We start from the raw sequence: 16,485 nt of genomic DNA on the forward strand, positions 1-16,485 counted from the left end.
CGCTGATAGGCTGGCGGGCGTCAGACATCCTTTAACGATCCGTCCAGAGAGGCGGAGAAGGAGGTCCAGCTTGCTCACGCCCGAGCCATCCTCCGCCGATTCATCGGCCCAGGATCACCCTGTCACCAGGGAGCTGCTCTCTTCCGCCGACGTTGGTCGGACGATCGCGCGGATCGCGCACCAGATCATCGAGAAGACCGCGCTCGACGCCGAGACCGACCCGCCCCGCGTGGTGTTGATCGGGATCCCGACGCGCGGCACCACCCTCGCCAACCGGCTGGCGAACAAGATCGAGGAGTTCTCGGGTGTCCGTCCCCCGACCGGCTCGCTCGACATCACCCTGTACCGCGACGATCTGCGGACCAAGCCGCATCGGCCGCTCGAGCGCACCTCCGTGCCCGAGGGCGGGGTCGACCAGGCGCTCGTGGTCCTCGTCGACGACGTGCTGTTCTCCGGGCGGACCGTGCGCTCGGCGCTCGACGCGCTCCGTGACCTGGGCAGGCCCAAGGCCGTCCAGCTCGCGGTCCTGGTCGATCGCGGCCACCGCGAGCTCCCGCTGCGGGCCGACTTCGTCGGCAAGAACGTGCCGACCGCGCGCACCGAGGACGTCAAGGTGCAGTTGGTCGAGCACGACGGGGTCGACAGCGTGACGCTGAGCGGTGGGGCCAAGGCCGCACCGCACGGCGACGGGAACAAGGCGAGCGGGGAGCCGAATCTGTGAAGCATCTGTTGTCGGTTTCGGATCTGACCCTCGAGAGCGCGACAGGCCTGCTCGACGAGGCCGAACGTTTCGAGCAGGCGCTGCTCGGGCGCGAGGTCCGCAAGCTCCCGACGCTGCGGGGACGCACCGTGATGACGGTGTTCTTCGAGAACTCGACAAGAACCAGGGTGTCCTTCGAGGTCGCGGGCAAGTGGATGAGCGCCGACGTGATCAACGTCAGCGCCAGCAGTTCCTCGGTGTCGAAGGGTGAGTCGCTACGGGACACCGCGATGACCCTGCGTGCCGCGGGGGCCGACGCGCTGATCGTGCGGCACCCGGCCTCCGGTGCGGCGCACCGGATCGCGGAGTGGACCGCGGACGGCGACGACGGCCCTGCCGTGATCAACGCCGGTGACGGCACCCACGAGCACCCCACCCAGGCGCTGCTGGACGCGCTGACCCTGCGGCAGCGGCTCGGCTCCATCGCGGGCAAGCGGGTCGCGATCGTCGGCGACATCCTGCACAGCCGGGTGGCCAGGTCGAACGCCTTCCTGCTGTCCACGCTCGGCGCGGAGGTGGTGCTGGTCGCGCCGCCCACCCTGCTGCCGGTCGGGGTGTCGAGCTGGCCGGTGACCGTGTCGCATTCGCTGGACGCGGAACTGCCGGGTGTCGACGCGGTGCTGATGCTGCGGGTGCAGGCCGAGCGCATGAACGGCGGGTTCTTCCCGTCGCCGCGCGAGTACTCGATCACCTACGGGCTGTCCGAGAAGCGGCTCGGCATGCTCGCCGAGCATGCCGTCGTCCTGCACCCGGGCCCGATGCTGCGTGGCATGGAGATCGCGTCGGCGGTCGCGGATTCACCGAAAGCTGCAGTGTTGCAGCAGGTTACGAACGGAGTTCACATTCGCATGGCTGTCCTGTTCGGGTTGTTGGTCGGTACCGAGGAAGGTGCAGCGCTGTGAGCGACGTGATCATCCGCGGGGCGCGGATCTACGGCGAGGGCGAGCCGCAGGACGTGCTGATCTCGGGCGGTGAGATCCGCGGGATCGGTGCGGGACTGGACGCACCCGAGGGCGCCGAGGTCATCGAGGCGGCCGGCCAGGTGCTGCTGCCCGGCTTCGTCGACCTGCACACGCATCTGCGCGAACCCGGCCGCGAGGACACCGAGACCATCGAGTCCGGTTCGGCCGCGGGGGCGCTCGGCGGATACACCGCGGTGTTCGCGATGGCCAACACGAGCCCGGTCGCCGACTCCGTCGTGATCACCGACCACGTGTGGCGCAGGGGGCAGGAGGTCGGCCTTGTCGACGTGCACCCGGTCGGCGCGGTCACCGTCGGGCTCGAGGGCAAGCAGCTCGCGGAGATGGCCACCATGGCGTCTGGCATCGGCAAGGTCAAGATGTTCTCCGACGACGGACACTGCGTGTACGACCCGCTCATCATGCGCCGCGCGCTCGAGTACTCCAGCGCGCTCGGGGTGCTGATCGCCCAGCACGCGGAGGAGCCGCGGCTGACCGTCGGCGCCGTCGCGCACGAGGGCCCGACCGCCGCCCGGCTCGGCCTTGCCGGCTGGCCGCGGGCCGCCGAGGAGTCCATCGTCGCCCGCGACGCGCTGCTGGCCAGGGACGCGGGCGCCCGCGTGCACATCTGCCACGCCTCCACCGCGGGCACCGTCGAGCTGATGAAGTGGGCCCGCGGACAGGGCATCTCGATCACCGCCGAGGTCACCCCGCACCACCTGCTGCTCGACGACTCGCGGCTGGAGACCTACGACGCGGTGAACCGGGTGAACCCGCCGCTGCGCGAGCAAAGCGACATCGCCGCGCTGCGGCAGGGCCTGGCCGACGGCGTCATCGACTGCGTCGCCACCGACCACGCCCCGCACGCCGAGCAGGACAAGTGCTGCGAGTTCTCGGCCGCGAGGCCGGGCATGCTCGGGCTGGAGACGGCGCTGGCGATCGTCGCGCAGACGATGGTCGAGACCGGCCTGCTGGACTGGCGCGGGGTCGCCCGGGTGATGAGCGAGCGGCCCGCCGAGATCGTCGGACTGAGCGATCAGGGTCGGCCGATCGCGGTCGGCGAGCCCGCCAACCTGACGCTGGTCGACCCGGATCGCGAGTGGACGGTGCGGGCACCGGAGCTGGCGTCGATCGCTCAGAACAGCCCGTTCGACGCGATGACCTTCGGCGCCAGGGTCACCACCACCCTGCTGCGCGGTCGGGTCACCGTCGGGGACGGGCAGGTGCGGCCATGAGTACGGACCGGATCCTGCTGACGCTCGGCTTCCTGCTGTTCTGGGTGCTGATGGTGGCGCTGATGTACCGGGGCTGGAAGAAGCGGGCGGGCCGTCAGGCGGATGCGATCGGGGAGCTGCCCGCGGTGCCTGCCGACCTGGGCGCGCTGCTGATCCCGCCGAGCAGCGGTCTGTACGTGGGCAGCACGCTCGCGCCCAGCTGGCAGGACCGGATCGCGGTGGGGGACATCGGCTTCCGCGCGACCGGCGATCTCAGCAGGCACGAGAAGGGTGTGCTGCTCGAGCGAGACGGCGCCTCGGCGATCTGGATCCCGCAGGCCTCGATCCGGGCGATCCGGACCGAACGCGGGCTCGCGGGCAAGGTCATGAGCAAGGACGGGGTCCTGGTGATCCGGTGGGAGCTGCCCACCGGAACGGAGATCGACACCGGATTCCGTGGAGACGACAAGAGTGTGTACCCGGCATGGGTGAACGGAGAGAACGCGTGAGTGACAGCTTTGAATCAGCGAGCGGCACAGGACCGGCGGCCCTGGTCCTCGAGGACGGGCGGATCTTCCGCGGCGCCAGCTTCGGTGCGGTCGGCCAGACCCTCGGCGAGGCGGTCTTCAGCACCGGCATGACGGGCTACCAGGAGACGCTCACCGACCCGAGCTACCACCGTCAGATCGTGGTCTCCACCGCCCCGCAGATCGGCAACACCGGCTGGAACGGTGAGGACGGCGAGGCGCTGAGCGCGGGCCGCCAGGCCTCCGGCGACTCCAACAAGATCTGGGTGGCAGGCTACGTGGTCCGCGATCCCGCGCGCCGCACCTCGAGCTGGCGCGCCACTGGGTCGCTGCAGGACGAGCTCGTCCGGCAGGGCATCGTCGGCATCGCGGGCATCGACACCAGGGCCCTGGTCCGGCACCTGCGCACCCGCGGTTCCATGCGGGCCGGTGTCTTCTCCGGCGCGGCTCTGACCGACGACGCCACCATGCTGCAGGCCGTCAAGGACCAGCCGTCCATGCTCGGCGCCGACCTCGCGGGTGAGGTCAGCACCGACAGCGGCTACATCATCGAGCCGCTCGGCGGCGAGGCCCGGTTCACGGTCGCGGCCATCGACCTCGGCATCAAGACCAACACCCCGCGGATGTTCGCCCAGCGCGGCATCCGGGTGCACGTGCTGCCCTCGAACGCGAGCCTCGAGCAGATCCTCGACCTCGGCGCGGACGGGGTGTTCCTGTCCAACGGCCCCGGCGACCCGGCCACCGCCGACGGCGCGGTCCACCTGACCAAGGAGGTGCTCGGGCAGGGACTGCCGCTGTTCGGCATCTGCTTCGGCAACCAGATCCTCGGCCGCGCGCTCGGCCTGAGCACCTACAAGATGAAGTTCGGCCACCGGGGCATCAACATCCCGGTGATCGAGCACGGCACCGGGCGGATCGCGATCACCGCGCAGAACCACGGGTTCGCGCTCGAGGGCGAGGCAGGCCAGGAGTTCGACACCCCGTTCGGCCGCGCCGTGATCAGCCACACCTGCGCCAACGACGGCGCCGTCGAGGGCGTTCGCCTGCTCGACGACTCGGCCTTCTCGGTGCAGTACCACCCCGAGGCCGCGGCGGGTCCGCACGATGCCGCCTACCTGTTCGACCGCTTCACCAGCCTGCTCGAGGGAGTCAAGAAGTAATGCCACGTCGCACAGATCTCAAGCACATCCTGGTGATCGGTTCCGGACCGATCGTCATCGGCCAGGCCTGCGAGTTCGACTACTCGGGCACCCAGGCGTGTCGCGTGCTGCGCGAGGAGGGCCTGCGCGTGTCGCTGGTCAACTCCAACCCGGCCACGATCATGACCGACCCCGAGTTCGCCGACGCCACCTACGTCGAGCCGATCACCGCCGAGTTCGTCGAGAAGGTCATCGCTCGCGAGGCCGAGCAGGGCCACAAGATCGACGCCGTGCTCGCCACCCTCGGCGGCCAGACCGCGCTGAACACCGCGGTCGCGCTGCACGAGCAGGGCATCCTCGAGAAGTACGACGTCGAGCTGATCGGCGCCGACTTCGACGCCATCCAGCGCGGCGAGGACCGGCAGAAGTTCAAGGACATCGTCGCCAAGGTCGGCGGCGAGTCCGCGCGCTCGCGGGTCTGCTTCTCGATGGAGGAGGTGCACGACACCGTTGCCGAGCTCGGCTACCCGGTCGTCGTGCGGCCCTCGTTCACCATGGGCGGCCTCGGCTCCGGCATGGCGTACGACGTGGACGACCTCAACCGGATCGCCGGTGGCGGCCTGGCCGCCTCGCCGACCGCGAACGTGCTCATCGAGGAGTCCATCCTCGGCTGGAAGGAGTACGAGCTCGAGCTGATGCGCGACGGCCGCGACAACGTGGTCATCATCTGCTCGATCGAGAACGTCGACCCGGTCGGCGTGCACACCGGCGACTCGGTGACCGTGGCCCCGGCCATGACGCTGACCGACCGCGAGTACCAGAAGATGCGCGACCTCTCCATCGACATCCTGCGCGAGGTCGGCGTCGACACCGGCGGCTGCAACATCCAGTTCGCGATGGACCCGACCGACGGCCGCCTGGTCGTCATCGAGATGAACCCGCGCGTCTCGCGCTCGTCCGCGCTGGCGTCGAAGGCGACCGGCTACCCGATCGCGAAGATGGCCGCGAAGCTGGCCATCGGCTACACGCTCGACGAGATCGTCAACGACATCACCGGCGAGACCCCGGCCTGTTTCGAGCCGACCCTCGACTACGTCGTGGTGAAGGCGCCCCGCTTCGCGTTCGAGAAGTTCCCCGGCGCCGACGGCACCCTGACCACCACCATGAAGTCGGTCGGCGAGGCGATGTCGATCGGCCGCAACTTCACCGAGGCCTTCGGCAAGGTGATGAGGTCGCTCGAGACCAAGCGCGCCGGTTACTGGACCGGGCCCGACGTCGAGGGCGACGACCTGGACGCGCTGCTCGCGGACCTCAGCGTGCCGCAGGACGGCCGGATGTACGGCATCGAGCGGGCGTTCGCGCTCGGCGCGACCGTCGAGCAGCTCTTCGAGGCCACCAAGATCGACCCGTGGTTCCTCGACCAGTTCCAGCAGATCCACGAGATGGGGGAGCAGGTTCGCGCGGCCGAGGCGCTCGACGAGGCGACCCTACGCCAGGCCAAGTACCACGGCCTGTCCGACCGGCAGATCGCCGCGCTGCGTCCCGAGTTCGGCGACGGCCCGGCCGGCGAGGACGCGGTCCGCGCGCTGCGCGACGAGCTGAAGGTGCGCCCGGTCTACAAGACCGTCGACACCTGCGCCGCCGAGTTCGAGGCCAAGACGCCGTACCACTACTCCACGTACGAGCTCGATCCCGAGGCGGAGTCCGAGGTCGCGCCGCAGACCGAGCGGCCCAAGGTGCTGATCCTCGGCTCGGGACCGAACCGCATCGGTCAGGGCATCGAGTTCGACTACTCCTGCGTGCACGCCGCGCTGACGCTGTCCGAGGCCGGCTACGAGACCGTCATGGTGAACTGCAACCCGGAGACCGTCTCCACCGACTACGACACCGCGGACCGGCTGTACTTCGAGCCGCTGACCTTCGAGGACGTGCTCGAGGTCTACCGCGCCGAGTCGGCATCGGGCACGGTCGCGGGCGTGATCGTCCAGCTCGGCGGTCAGACCCCGCTCGGCCTGGCGAAGCGGCTCAAGGCAGCGGGGGTGCCGATCGTCGGCACCAGCCCCGAGGCCATCGATCTCGCGGAGGACCGCGGCGAGTTCGGCCGCGTGCTCACCGAGGCCGGCCTGCCCGCGCCGAAGTTCGGCACCGCGACCACCTTCGACGGTGCTCGCGAGATCGCGGGCGGCATCGGCTACCCGGTGCTGGTGCGTCCGTCCTACGTGCTCGGCGGCCGCGGCATGGAGATCGTGTACGACGAGAAGTCGCTGCAGGACTACATCTCTCGCGCCACCGAGATCTCCGACGACCGCCCGGTCCTGGTGGACCGGTTCCTGGAGGATGCGGTCGAGATCGACGTCGACGCGCTGTGCGACGGCACCGAGGTGTACCTCGGCGGCGTGATGGAGCACATCGAGGAGGCAGGCATCCACTCCGGCGACTCGGCATGCGCGCTGCCGCCGATCACGCTCGGTAAGGCGGACCTCGAGAACGTCCGGCGCTCGACCGAGGCCCTCGCGAAGGGAATCGGGGTCAAGGGCCTGCTGAACGTGCAGTACGCGCTCAAGGACGACATCCTGTACGTCCTCGAGGCGAACCCGCGCGCCAGCCGCACGGTGCCGTTCGTGTCCAAGGCCACGGCGGTGCAGCTGGCCAAGGCCTGCGCCCGGGTGATGCTCGGCGAGTCCATCGCCGACCTGCGCGCGAGCGGGGTCCTACCGGCCACAGGGGACGGCGGCAACACCCCGGCGGGCGCGCCGATCGCGGTCAAGGAGGCGGTGCTCCCGTTCAACCGCTTCCGCAGGGCCGACGGTACCGGCGTCGACACGCTGCTGAGCCCGGAGATGAAGTCCACCGGCGAGGTGATGGGCATCGACGCGGACTTCGGTACCGCGTTCGCCAAGAGCCAGACCGCCGCGTACGGCTCGCTGCCGACCAGCGGCGCGGTGTTCGTCTCGGTCGCGAACAAGGACAAGCGGTCGCTGATCTTCCCGGTCAAGCGGCTCGCCGACCTCGGCTTCACGATCCTGGCCACCGAGGGCACCGCGGACGTGCTGCGGCGAAACGGCATCACCTGCGAGGAGGTGCACAAGCAGTCCGGCGAGGACCTGCCCGAGGGCGCACGCACCATCGTCGACCAGATCAAGGCAGGTGAGGTCGACATGGTGATCAACACCCCGTACGGCAACTCCGGTCCTCGCGTGGACGGCTACGAGATCCGCAGCGCGGCGGTGTCGGTGAACATCCCGTGCATCACCACCGTCCAGGGTGCCTCGGCGGCGGTCCAGGGCATCGAGGCGGGCATCAGGGGCGACATCGGTGTGCGCTCGCTGCAGGACCTGCACGCGGCGCTGCGCGAGCCGGGACAGAAGTGAGCCAGCTCAGCTGGGGCAGCCGGCTCCGGTCCGCCATAGCGGACCGGGGCAGGCTGTGCGTGGGCATCGACCCGCACCCGTCGCTGCTGCGGGCGTGGGGGCTCCCAGAGACCGCTGGGGGCGTCGAGACCTTCGCGGAGATATGCGTGGAGGCCTTCGTCGGCGATGTGGCGCTGGTGAAGCCACAGGTGGCCTTCTTCGAGGCATACGGGTCGGCCGGGTACGCGGTGCTCGAGCGGACCATCTCGGTGGTGCGCGCGGCCGGCACGCTCGTCATCGCCGATGCCAAGCGGGGCGACATCGGTTCGACCATGGCGGCGTACTCGCAGGCCTGGCTCGGCGAGGACACGCCGCTGGCGTCGGACGCAGTGACGGTCTCGCCCTATCTCGGGTTCGGCGCGCTCGAGCCCGCCGTCGAGTTGGCGACCGAGCACGGCAGGGGACTCTTCGTGCTCGCCCGTACCTCCAATCCCGAGGGTGGCCGGTTGCAGGGCGCCCGGTTGCTGGGTGGTCAGCTCGACGCTGCCGACCTTTCGGGCGTTTCTGCTGGTGAGAGTGTGTCGGTGGCGCAATCGATCGTTGACGCGGCCGTCGCGCAGAACCGGGACGGACTGGACACGGTTGGCCTGGTGGTCGGTGCGACACGCGGACACGGATTGGATTTATCGGAATTTTCCGGGCCGATTCTCGCGCCCGGCCTCGGTGCGCAGGGCGCCACCGTCGCCGATCTGGCCGAGATTTTCCGTGATTCTCGAGAGTTGTTGCTGCCCAACACTTCTCGAGATGTTCTTCGGCACGGGCCGTCGGTTTCCGCGCTTCGCGAGGCCGCGGAGCGGGTCAGGGACGACGTCGAGAACGGGCTCGCATAACCCACCGGAATTACGCGCTGACCTGGGGGGTGGGTTCGCAATCGGCGCCCGGCGTGAGTACGGTCGCTATCGCTGCTGGTTAACCGGTGGCAGAAGACTATTTGCACACGACGAGACGGAGGAACCGTGGCCCTTCCCCAGTTGACTGATGAGCAGCGCGCCGCTGCTTTGGAGAAGGCGGCTGCAGCCCGTAAGGCCAGGGCTGAGCTCAAGGAGCGCCTCAAGCGCGGCGGCACCGACCTGAAGCAGGTCCTCAAGGATGCCGAAGAGAACGAGATCCTCGGCAAGATGAAGGTGTCCGCACTGCTCGAGGCCCTGCCCAAGGTGGGCAAGGTCAAGGCGCAGGAAATCATGACCGAGCTGGAGATCGCTCCGACCCGTCGCCTCCGTGGCCTCGGTGATCGGCAGCGCAAGGCTCTGCTCACCAGGTTCGATTTCGACGCTGAGTAGGAATCTGGTGGCTGACACAGACAACGTGTCAGACAACAGCAAGACCACCCCGGCTTCGAACAGCGGGGAAAGCACAGCGCAGAGGGGCCGGCTGGTTGTACTGGCCGGCCCCTCAGCCGTGGGCAAGTCGAGTGTGGTGCGCAAGCTCCACGATCGACTTCCCGACCTGGTCTTCAGCGTGTCTGCCACGACGAGAGACCCGCGGCCCGGCGAGGTCGACGGCAAGGACTACACGTTCGTCACCGCTGCCGAGTTCGAGCGGATGATCGCCGCGGGCGAGATGCTCGAATGGGCGGAGATCCACGGTGGGCTGCAGCGGTCGGGCACTCCGGCCGCGCCGGTTGTCGCGGCCCTCGAGGCGGGGCATCCCGTGCTCGTGGAGGTCGACCTGGCAGGCGCCCGTGCCGTCCGGGCGGCGATGCCGGAGGCGATTCTGGCCTTCCTCGCGCCGCCGAGCTGGGAGGAGCTGGTGTCCCGGCTGACCGGTCGCGGCACCGAGTCGGCGGACGTCGTCGCCCGCCGGCTGGAGACCGCGAAGGTCGAATTGGCGGCCAAGGACGAGTTCGACACGGTGATCGTCAACGAGGATGTCGACCGTGCGTGCGACGAGTTGGTATCCTTGTTGGTTGGAACGCCGCGATAGTCGGCGTTCGTTCAGGATTCTGTCTAGAAAACAGCACCGATCACGACTAGCAGCACCTTTGCTCGAACCTGCAGTTCTCAGAAGTAGTTGCAGTTGAAACAAGCGCCGACCACCACAGGAGATTCGCCAGTGAGCGCAACTCAAGCAGCCTTGTCCGACGCCGAGCGCCACGGCGTCCCGGCGTACGACACACCGTTGGGCATCACCAACCCGCCGATCGACGAGCTGCTCGCCCGCACCTCCTCGAAGTACGCCCTGGTGATCTACTCGGCCAAGCGTGCCCGCCAGATCAACGACTACTACAACCAGCTCGGTGACGGCATCCTCGAGTACGTCGGCCCGCTGGTCGAGCCGGGCCTCCAGGAGAAGCCGCTCTCCATCGCGCTGCGCGAGATCCACTCCGATCTGCTCGAGCACACCGAGGGCGAGTGATACAGAGCCCGTGAGCGAGCTCCTATCGGATTCCGCCGACCGACCCCGCCGCATCGTCGTCGGGGTCGGCGGCGGAATTGCCGCATACAAGGCCTGTTCGATCATCCGCAGCTTCACCGAGAGCGGCCACCACGTGCGGGTGATCCCCACGGACTCGGCGCTGGAGTTCGTCGGACGCGCGACGTTCGAGGCGCTGTCCGGCAACCCGGTGCAGACGGGGGTCTTCGCCGATGTCCCGCAGGTGCCGCACGTGCGGCTCGGCCAGGAGGCCGACCTGGTGGTGATCGCGCCCGCGACGGCCGACCTGATGGCCAGGGCCGCGCACGGGCGCGCCGACGATCTGCTCACCGCGACCCTGCTCACGGCGCGGTGCCCGGTGGTGTTCGCGCCCGCGATGCACACCGAGATGTGGGAGCACCCCGCGACGGTCGCGAACGTGGCGACCCTGCGCGAACGCGGAGCCTGCGTGATCGAGCCCGCTTCGGGACGGCTCACCGGCAAGGATACCGGCGCGGGCAGGCTGCCCGAGCCGGACGAGATCGTCGGGCTGGCGACCCTGCTGCTCGAACGGCCCGACGCCCTCCGCCGCGACCTCGTCGGTCGCAAGATCCTGGTGTCCGCCGGCGGTACCCGTGAACCCCTCGACCCGGTCCGGTTCCTCGGCAACCGCAGCTCGGGCAAGCAGGGCTACGCCATCGCCCGGCTCGCCGCGCAGCGCGGCGCCGAGGTGACCCTGATCGCCGGATACACCGCGGACCTGGCCGATCCGGCCGCGCTCGAGGTGATCCGGATCCGCACCGCCGGCGAGCTGAAAGAGGCCGTTGACAAGGCGGCGGTCGCCGCGGAGGCGGTCGTGATGGCCGCGGCCGTCGCGGACTTCCGGCCGTCCACCATCGCCGACAGCAAGATCAAGAAGGGCGCAGACGAGCCCGACACGATCCCGCTGACCCGCAACGAGGACATCCTGGCCGGGCTCGTCCGGTCGCGACGCGACGGCGACCTGCCGAACACCTCCGTGATCGTCGGGTTCGCGGCCGAGACCGGGGACGCGCACGGCGACGTGCTCACGCACGCGCGCTCGAAGCTCGCCAGGAAGGGCTGCGACCTGCTCGTGGTCAACGCGGTCGGGGAGGGCAAGGCGTTCGAGGTCGACCACAACGACGGCTGGCTGCTCGGCGCCGACGGCTCCGAGACCGCGTTGGAGTACGGCTCCAAGGCCCTGATGGCCAGCCGGGTGCTCGACGCCCTGGTGTCCTTGCTGGAGCGTGGCGGGGCCGCGCACGCGCAGAACGGTCCGGCCTCGTAGTCTGGAAGTCGGACCCTTTGTCGTCGTCCTCGGCGCGGAGGGAATACATTTCCGCTGATTTCGTTTTTCTGCTGAATTCAATGGTTCATATCCGTCGTACCCCGCACTAGGGTCTGTGGGGCAATACCAACGCTGTGGCGAGAGGGAGATCTGTGAGCAAGTCCGGCAGTCGGCTATTCACCAGTGAGTCTGTGACCGAGGGACACCCGGACAAGATCTGTGATGCGATCAGCGACTCCATTCTCGACGCATTGCTCGAACAGGACCCGCGCAGCCGGGTCGCGGTCGAGACGCTGGTGACCACCGGCCAGGTGCACGTGGCGGGCGAGGTCACCACCTCCGCCTACGCGGACATTCCCAAGATCGTCCGCGACAAGGTCCTCGAGATCGGCTACGACTCCTCGGCCAAGGGCTTCGACGGCAACTCCTGCGGCGTGAACATCGCGATCGGCGCGCAGTCCCCTGAGATCGCGCAGGGCGTCGACCACTCGCACGAGGCCCGCGTCGACGGCATCACCGACGACGAGATCGACCGCCAGGGCGCGGGCGACCAGGGCCTGATGTTCGGGTACGCCTGCACCGACACGCCCGAGCTGATGCCGCTGCCGATCGCGCTCGCGCACCGGCTCTCGCGCAGGCTCACGGTGGTGCGCAAGACCGGCGTGCTGCCCTACCTGCGCCCGGACGGCAAGACCCAGGTCACCATCGAGTACGACGGGGACAAGGCGGTCCGGCTGGACACCGTGGTCATCTCCACCCAGCACGCGGCGGACATCGACCTCGACAACCTGCTCACCCCGGACATCAGGGAGAAGGTGCTCGACGTCGTCCTCGCCGAGATCGGCATCCCCACCCTGGACTCGACGGACGTGCGGCTGCTGGTGAACCCCACCGGCAAGTTCGTGCTCGGCGGCCCGATGGGTGACGCAGGCCTGACCGGCCGCAAGATCATCGTCGACACCTACGGCGGCATGGCCCGCCACGGCGGCGGCGCGTTCTCGGGCAAGGACCCGTCGAAGGTCGACCGCTCCGCCGCGTACGCGATGCGGTGGGTCGCCAAGAACGCCATCGCGGCGGGGCTGGCCGAGCGCATCGAGGTGCAGGTCGCGTACGCGATCGGCAAGGCGGCCCCCGTCGGCCTGTTCGTGGAGACCTTCGGCACCGAGCGGACCGATCCGGCGTTGATCCAGAAGGCGATCACCGAGGTCTTCGACCTGCGCCCCGGCGCGATCATCCGCGATCTCGACCTGCTGCGCCCGATCTACGCGCCGACCGCGGCGTACGGGCACTTCGGCCGCACCGACATCGACCTCCCCTGGGAGCGCACGGACCGGGCCGAGAAGCTGCGCGCGGCCGCCGGGCTCTAAGTGCCTGCAGCGTCGAGCCGCTCACCGATGCCGGTGGGCGGCTCGTGCCGTCTGTGCGGGGCGGTCGGCCCGTGGCGGTGAGCGCGGAACGGGAACCGGCGGCGGATCTGCCGATCGCCAGGGTGATCCCGATGCTGCCGCTCGCGCACCTGGACCGCGAGTTCGACTACCGGGTACCGCGCGAGCTCGACGAGCTGGCCCAGCCCGGGGTGCGGGTGCGCGTTCGGTTCGCTGGCCGGCTGGTGGACGGATTCCTCGTCGAGCGGGTCGAGACGAGCGAACACCCCGGCAAGCTGGGCTGGCTGGACAAGGTGGTCGGCGGCGAGCGGGTGCTGACCAAGGAGATCGCCGCGCTGGTCGACGCCGTCGCCCAGCGGTACGCGGGCACGAGGGCGGACGTGCTGCGGCTGGCGATTCCGCCCCGACACGCGCGCGTCGAGGCCGAGCAGGCGGGCGAGCGGGCTCCCGCCCCCGAGTCGCCAGGCTGCGAGGCCTGGACGAGCTACGTGCACGGGGAGGCCTTCGTGTCCGCGGTGCGGGCAGGCCGAGGTCCGCGGGCGGTCTGGCAGGCGCTGCCAGGGGAGGACTGGCCGGCCAGGCTGGCCGATCTGGCGGCCGTGGTCGTGGCGCGCGGTCGGACCGCGGTGCTGGTGGTGCCCGACCAGAAGGACCTCGACCGGGTCGCGGCGGCATGTGTCGACCTGGTCGGCGACGATCTGGTTGTTCCGCTGGCGGCGGGGCTCGGTCCTGCGATGCGGTACCGCCGCTGGCTCGCGGCGCTGCGGGGCACCGCCCGGATCGTGGTCGGCACCCGCAGCTCGGTGTTCGCGCCGGTGCCGGACCTCGGCCTGATGGCGGTGTGGGACGACGGCGACGACAGCCATTCCGAGCCGCGCTCGCCGTACCCGCACGCTCGCGAGGTGGCGCTGCTGAGGGCCCACGCGAGCGGCTGCGCGCTGGTGCTCGGCGGCCATGCCAGGACCGCCGAGGCGCAGGCGCTGGTTAACTCGGGCTGGGCACACGACCTGGTGGCCGACCGCGCCGAGGTGCGGGCCAGGGCACCGCAGGTCACAGCCCTCGCCGACAGCGATCACGCGTTGGCCCGGGACCCGGGCGCAAGGGCGGCGCGACTGCCCGCGATCGCCTTTGCCGCGGCCAGGGAGGCGCTCGCGGCGGGGGCGGGCGTCCTGGTGCAGGTACCGCGGCGCGGCTACGTCCCGTCCCTGGCCTGTGGCAAGTGCCGCGCGCCCGCCCGGTGCCGTCGGTGCAACGGTCCGATGTCGCTGGCGTCGGCGGTGGGGCCGGACGGTGCGGGCACCCCGACGTGCCGGTGGTGCGGTGTCGCCGACGCCACCCATCGGTGCAATGCGTGCGGGTCGCGGTCGCTGCGTGCGGTGGTCGTCGGTGCCGGCCGCACCGCGGAGGAACTGGGACGGGCCTTTCCGGGGGTGCCGGTCCGCACCTCGGGCGGCAGCGAGGTGTTGGCAACCGTGAAACCCGGTGCCGCACTGGTGGTGTCGACGGTCGGTGCCGAACCCGTGATGCCGGGCGGCTACGGCGCGGTACTCCTGCTCGACGGCTGGGCGTTGCTGGGGCGGGCGGACCTGAGGGCCGAGGAGGAGACGTTGCGACGCTGGATGACGGCCGGCTCGCTGGCGCGTCCCGCCGGCGAGGGCGGCCGGGTCGTGGTGGTCGCGGACTCGAGCCTGCCGACGGTCCAGTCGCTGGTTCGCTGGGATCCGGTTGGCGCGGCCCAGGCTCAGCTCGACGAACGGGCGGAGGTCCGGTTCCCGCCGACCGTGCACATCGCAGCGGTGGACGGTTCGCGCGAGGCGATCGAGACGTTGCTGGCGAACGCGCAACTGCCCGACGTGGTTGAGCAGCTCGGTCCGGTGCCGTTGCCGCCGGGCGAACGGCTGCCGTTCGCGGGTGACGGTCCGGAGCCGGCCGAGGTGGAGCGGATGCTGCTGCGGGTGCCGCGGGGGAGCGGGGGCGCCCTGGCGAGGGCGTTGTCCGAGGCGCAGGCCGTGCGCGGCGCCAGGCGCGAGTCGGGGTCGGTCCGCGTCCAGATCGACCCCGTCCGGATCGGCTGAGCTAGCGGACCTCTCGTGCCGCGCGGTGGCCGGACTCGACGGCGCCGTCGATGTATCCGGTCCAGCGTGTGGCGGTCTCGCTGCCGGCCCAGTGCAGCGGTCCCACCGGCGCGCGCAGTGCGGCGCCGAACCGGGTGCAGGCGCGCGGGGTCATGAAGGCGCCGTATCCGCCGCGCGAGAACTCCTCTGCCGCCCAGTCCTTCTCGATGAAGTCGATCGGCTGGGCCGCGGCCGGGCCGAAGTAGGCCGCCAGGTCGTCGAGTACCGCCGCGCGGCGGTCGGCGGGGGTGCGGCGCGCGGCCTCGTCGGCGTGCGTGCCCTCGAGAAAGCCGACCAGGACTCCGGGTGCCCCCGCAGGCGGGGTGTTGTCGAACACGAGGCCGAACGGTCGCCGATCGCTGGTCACCTGTCCGCTGAAACCGGCGCGGCGCCAGAACGGTTCGTCGTAGACGACGTTGATCTTGATCACCCGGCCCATCGGCATGCGCTGGAGCAGTTGGTCGCGGTCGCCGGGGAGCCCGGGGCAGTAGCGGATGCGCCCGGCGAGCGGGGGCGGCACCGCGACGACGACCCGCCGGGCAGAGACCACCGTGCCTGCGGCCGTGTGCAGCCGGGCACCCTCGTCGTCCCAGTCGATGGTGGTCACCGGGCAGTCGAGCACGACCCGGTCACCGAGCTCGGCTGCCAGCGCGAGGGGTAGGGCCTGGGTGCCGCCGACCACGCGGTCCTGCTGGGCGCCGCCGCGGGTGTTGATCAGCGGGTCCAGGCCGCCGGCCGCTCCGATGTAGGCCAGCGCCGACAGCGCCGACAGGTCCTCCGGGTCTGCCGAGAACACCGCCTGGCTGAGAAACCGGATGAAGGAGCGGCCGGCACGGGTGTGCACGCGGCGGGTGAGCCACGTGCCGAAGGTCTGGCCGTCGAGGTCGGCCGCGCCGGGAGTCGACCAGGGGGCTTCCCGCACGATCCGGCGCGCGGCGCGGTCGATCCGGTGCTGTGCCTGCGCGATGTCGGCGAGCGCGATCGGATTCAGCCTCGGGATGCGCCCGGTGTATGTCGTGCTGGTGCCGGCGAACTCGGCGATGTGTCTGCCGGTGTCGTGGGTGGGGAACGTGTCGATTCCCAGCTCGGCGAGCAGCGCCAGCACCCGGTCCTGGCCAGGGCCGACCCACTGTCCGCCGACCTCGATCGGGCCGCCGTCCGGAAGCCGCTCGTTGAGCAGCCGGCCGCCCACCCGGTCACGAGCCTCGAGCACGACCACCTCCCTACCGTCGCGCGTGAGGTCGCGCGCGGCCACCAGGCCCGCGACCCCGGCCCCGACGATCGCCACATCCACCGTGGTCTGACCCATCTCGTCC

Annotated in this window: 14 protein-coding genes; 13 read left to right on the forward strand and 1 reads right to left on the reverse strand. The window is 70.4% G+C overall.

Annotated features, from left to right (window positions below; genetic code table 11):
* The first annotated feature begins 70 nt into the window (after nucleotides 1–70).
* The 13 genes from pyrR (at nucleotide 71) to RM1_RS11145 (ending at nucleotide 15,130) form a co-directional block, all read left to right on the forward strand.
* Nucleotides 71–721, forward strand: coding sequence for a bifunctional pyr operon transcriptional regulator/uracil phosphoribosyltransferase PyrR (pyrR, locus tag RM1_RS11085; RefSeq protein ID WP_072751338.1), 651 nt, complete (start codon nucleotides 71–73; stop codon nucleotides 719–721).
* Nucleotides 718–1,662, forward strand: a complete 945-nt coding sequence (locus RM1_RS11090; protein ID WP_027499664.1) for an aspartate carbamoyltransferase catalytic subunit — start codon at nucleotides 718–720, stop codon at nucleotides 1,660–1,662. Before pyrR ends, RM1_RS11090 begins: the two co-directional genes overlap by 4 nt.
* Entirely contained in the window at nucleotides 1,659–2,954 is a 1,296-nt protein-coding gene (locus RM1_RS11095) for a dihydroorotase (RefSeq protein ID WP_072751339.1), read from the forward strand. Before RM1_RS11090 ends, RM1_RS11095 begins: the two co-directional genes overlap by 4 nt.
* The gene (locus tag RM1_RS11100; RefSeq protein WP_072751340.1) at nucleotides 2,951–3,442 is read left to right on the forward strand and encodes a PH-like domain-containing protein; all 492 of its coding nucleotides are present in this window, start codon (nucleotides 2,951–2,953) and stop codon (nucleotides 3,440–3,442) included. The genes RM1_RS11095 and RM1_RS11100 overlap by 4 nt, the downstream gene beginning before the upstream one ends.
* Nucleotides 3,439–4,620 (forward strand): glutamine-hydrolyzing carbamoyl-phosphate synthase small subunit, encoded by a 1,182-nt coding sequence (gene carA / locus RM1_RS11105; protein ID WP_245816220.1) that lies wholly within the window; start codon nucleotides 3,439–3,441, stop codon nucleotides 4,618–4,620. Before RM1_RS11100 ends, carA begins: the two co-directional genes overlap by 4 nt.
* Entirely contained in the window at nucleotides 4,620–7,970 is a 3,351-nt protein-coding gene (gene carB, locus RM1_RS11110) for a carbamoyl-phosphate synthase large subunit (protein WP_072751342.1), read from the forward strand. The genes carA and carB overlap by 1 nt, the downstream gene beginning before the upstream one ends.
* Nucleotides 7,967–8,839, forward strand: coding sequence for an orotidine-5'-phosphate decarboxylase (gene pyrF / locus RM1_RS11115; protein ID WP_072751343.1), 873 nt, complete (start codon nucleotides 7,967–7,969; stop codon nucleotides 8,837–8,839). Before carB ends, pyrF begins: the two co-directional genes overlap by 4 nt.
* A gap of 126 nt (nucleotides 8,840–8,965) precedes the next feature.
* Nucleotides 8,966–9,289, forward strand: a complete 324-nt coding sequence (gene mihF, locus RM1_RS11120) for an integration host factor, actinobacterial type (RefSeq protein WP_027499670.1) — start codon at nucleotides 8,966–8,968, stop codon at nucleotides 9,287–9,289.
* Nucleotides 9,290–9,314: 25 nt separating this feature from the next.
* Entirely contained in the window at nucleotides 9,315–9,932 is a 618-nt protein-coding gene (gene gmk / locus RM1_RS11125) for a guanylate kinase (RefSeq protein WP_169922309.1), read from the forward strand.
* A 129-nt stretch (nucleotides 9,933–10,061) separates the two neighbouring features.
* Complete coding sequence (gene rpoZ, locus RM1_RS11130) at nucleotides 10,062–10,364, forward strand: DNA-directed RNA polymerase subunit omega (RefSeq protein WP_027499672.1); 303 nt, start codon at nucleotides 10,062–10,064, stop codon at nucleotides 10,362–10,364.
* Between the two features lie 10 nt (nucleotides 10,365–10,374).
* A complete protein-coding gene (coaBC, locus tag RM1_RS11135; RefSeq protein WP_072751344.1) occupies nucleotides 10,375–11,670 on the forward strand; it encodes a bifunctional phosphopantothenoylcysteine decarboxylase/phosphopantothenate--cysteine ligase CoaBC in 1,296 nt (431 codons plus the stop codon).
* A gap of 152 nt (nucleotides 11,671–11,822) precedes the next feature.
* Nucleotides 11,823–13,037, forward strand: coding sequence for a methionine adenosyltransferase (gene metK, locus RM1_RS11140; RefSeq protein WP_072751345.1), 1,215 nt, complete (start codon nucleotides 11,823–11,825; stop codon nucleotides 13,035–13,037).
* A gap of 77 nt (nucleotides 13,038–13,114) precedes the next feature.
* On the forward strand, nucleotides 13,115–15,130 hold the full coding sequence (locus RM1_RS11145; RefSeq protein WP_245816229.1) for a primosomal protein N': 2,016 nt from the start codon (nucleotides 13,115–13,117) through the stop codon (nucleotides 15,128–15,130).
* A gap of 1 nt (nucleotide 15,131) precedes the next feature.
* On the opposite strand, the gene RM1_RS11150 is transcribed toward RM1_RS11145, so the two are convergent.
* Entirely contained in the window at nucleotides 15,132–16,478 is a 1,347-nt protein-coding gene (locus tag RM1_RS11150; RefSeq protein ID WP_072751429.1) for a flavin monoamine oxidase family protein, read from the reverse strand.
* Nucleotides 16,479–16,485 lie beyond the last annotated feature (7 nt).

This window comes from Rhodococcus maanshanensis NBRC 100610 (assembly GCF_001894865.1).
Lineage (GTDB): Bacteria > Actinomycetota > Actinomycetes > Mycobacteriales > Mycobacteriaceae > Rhodococcus_G > Rhodococcus_G maanshanensis.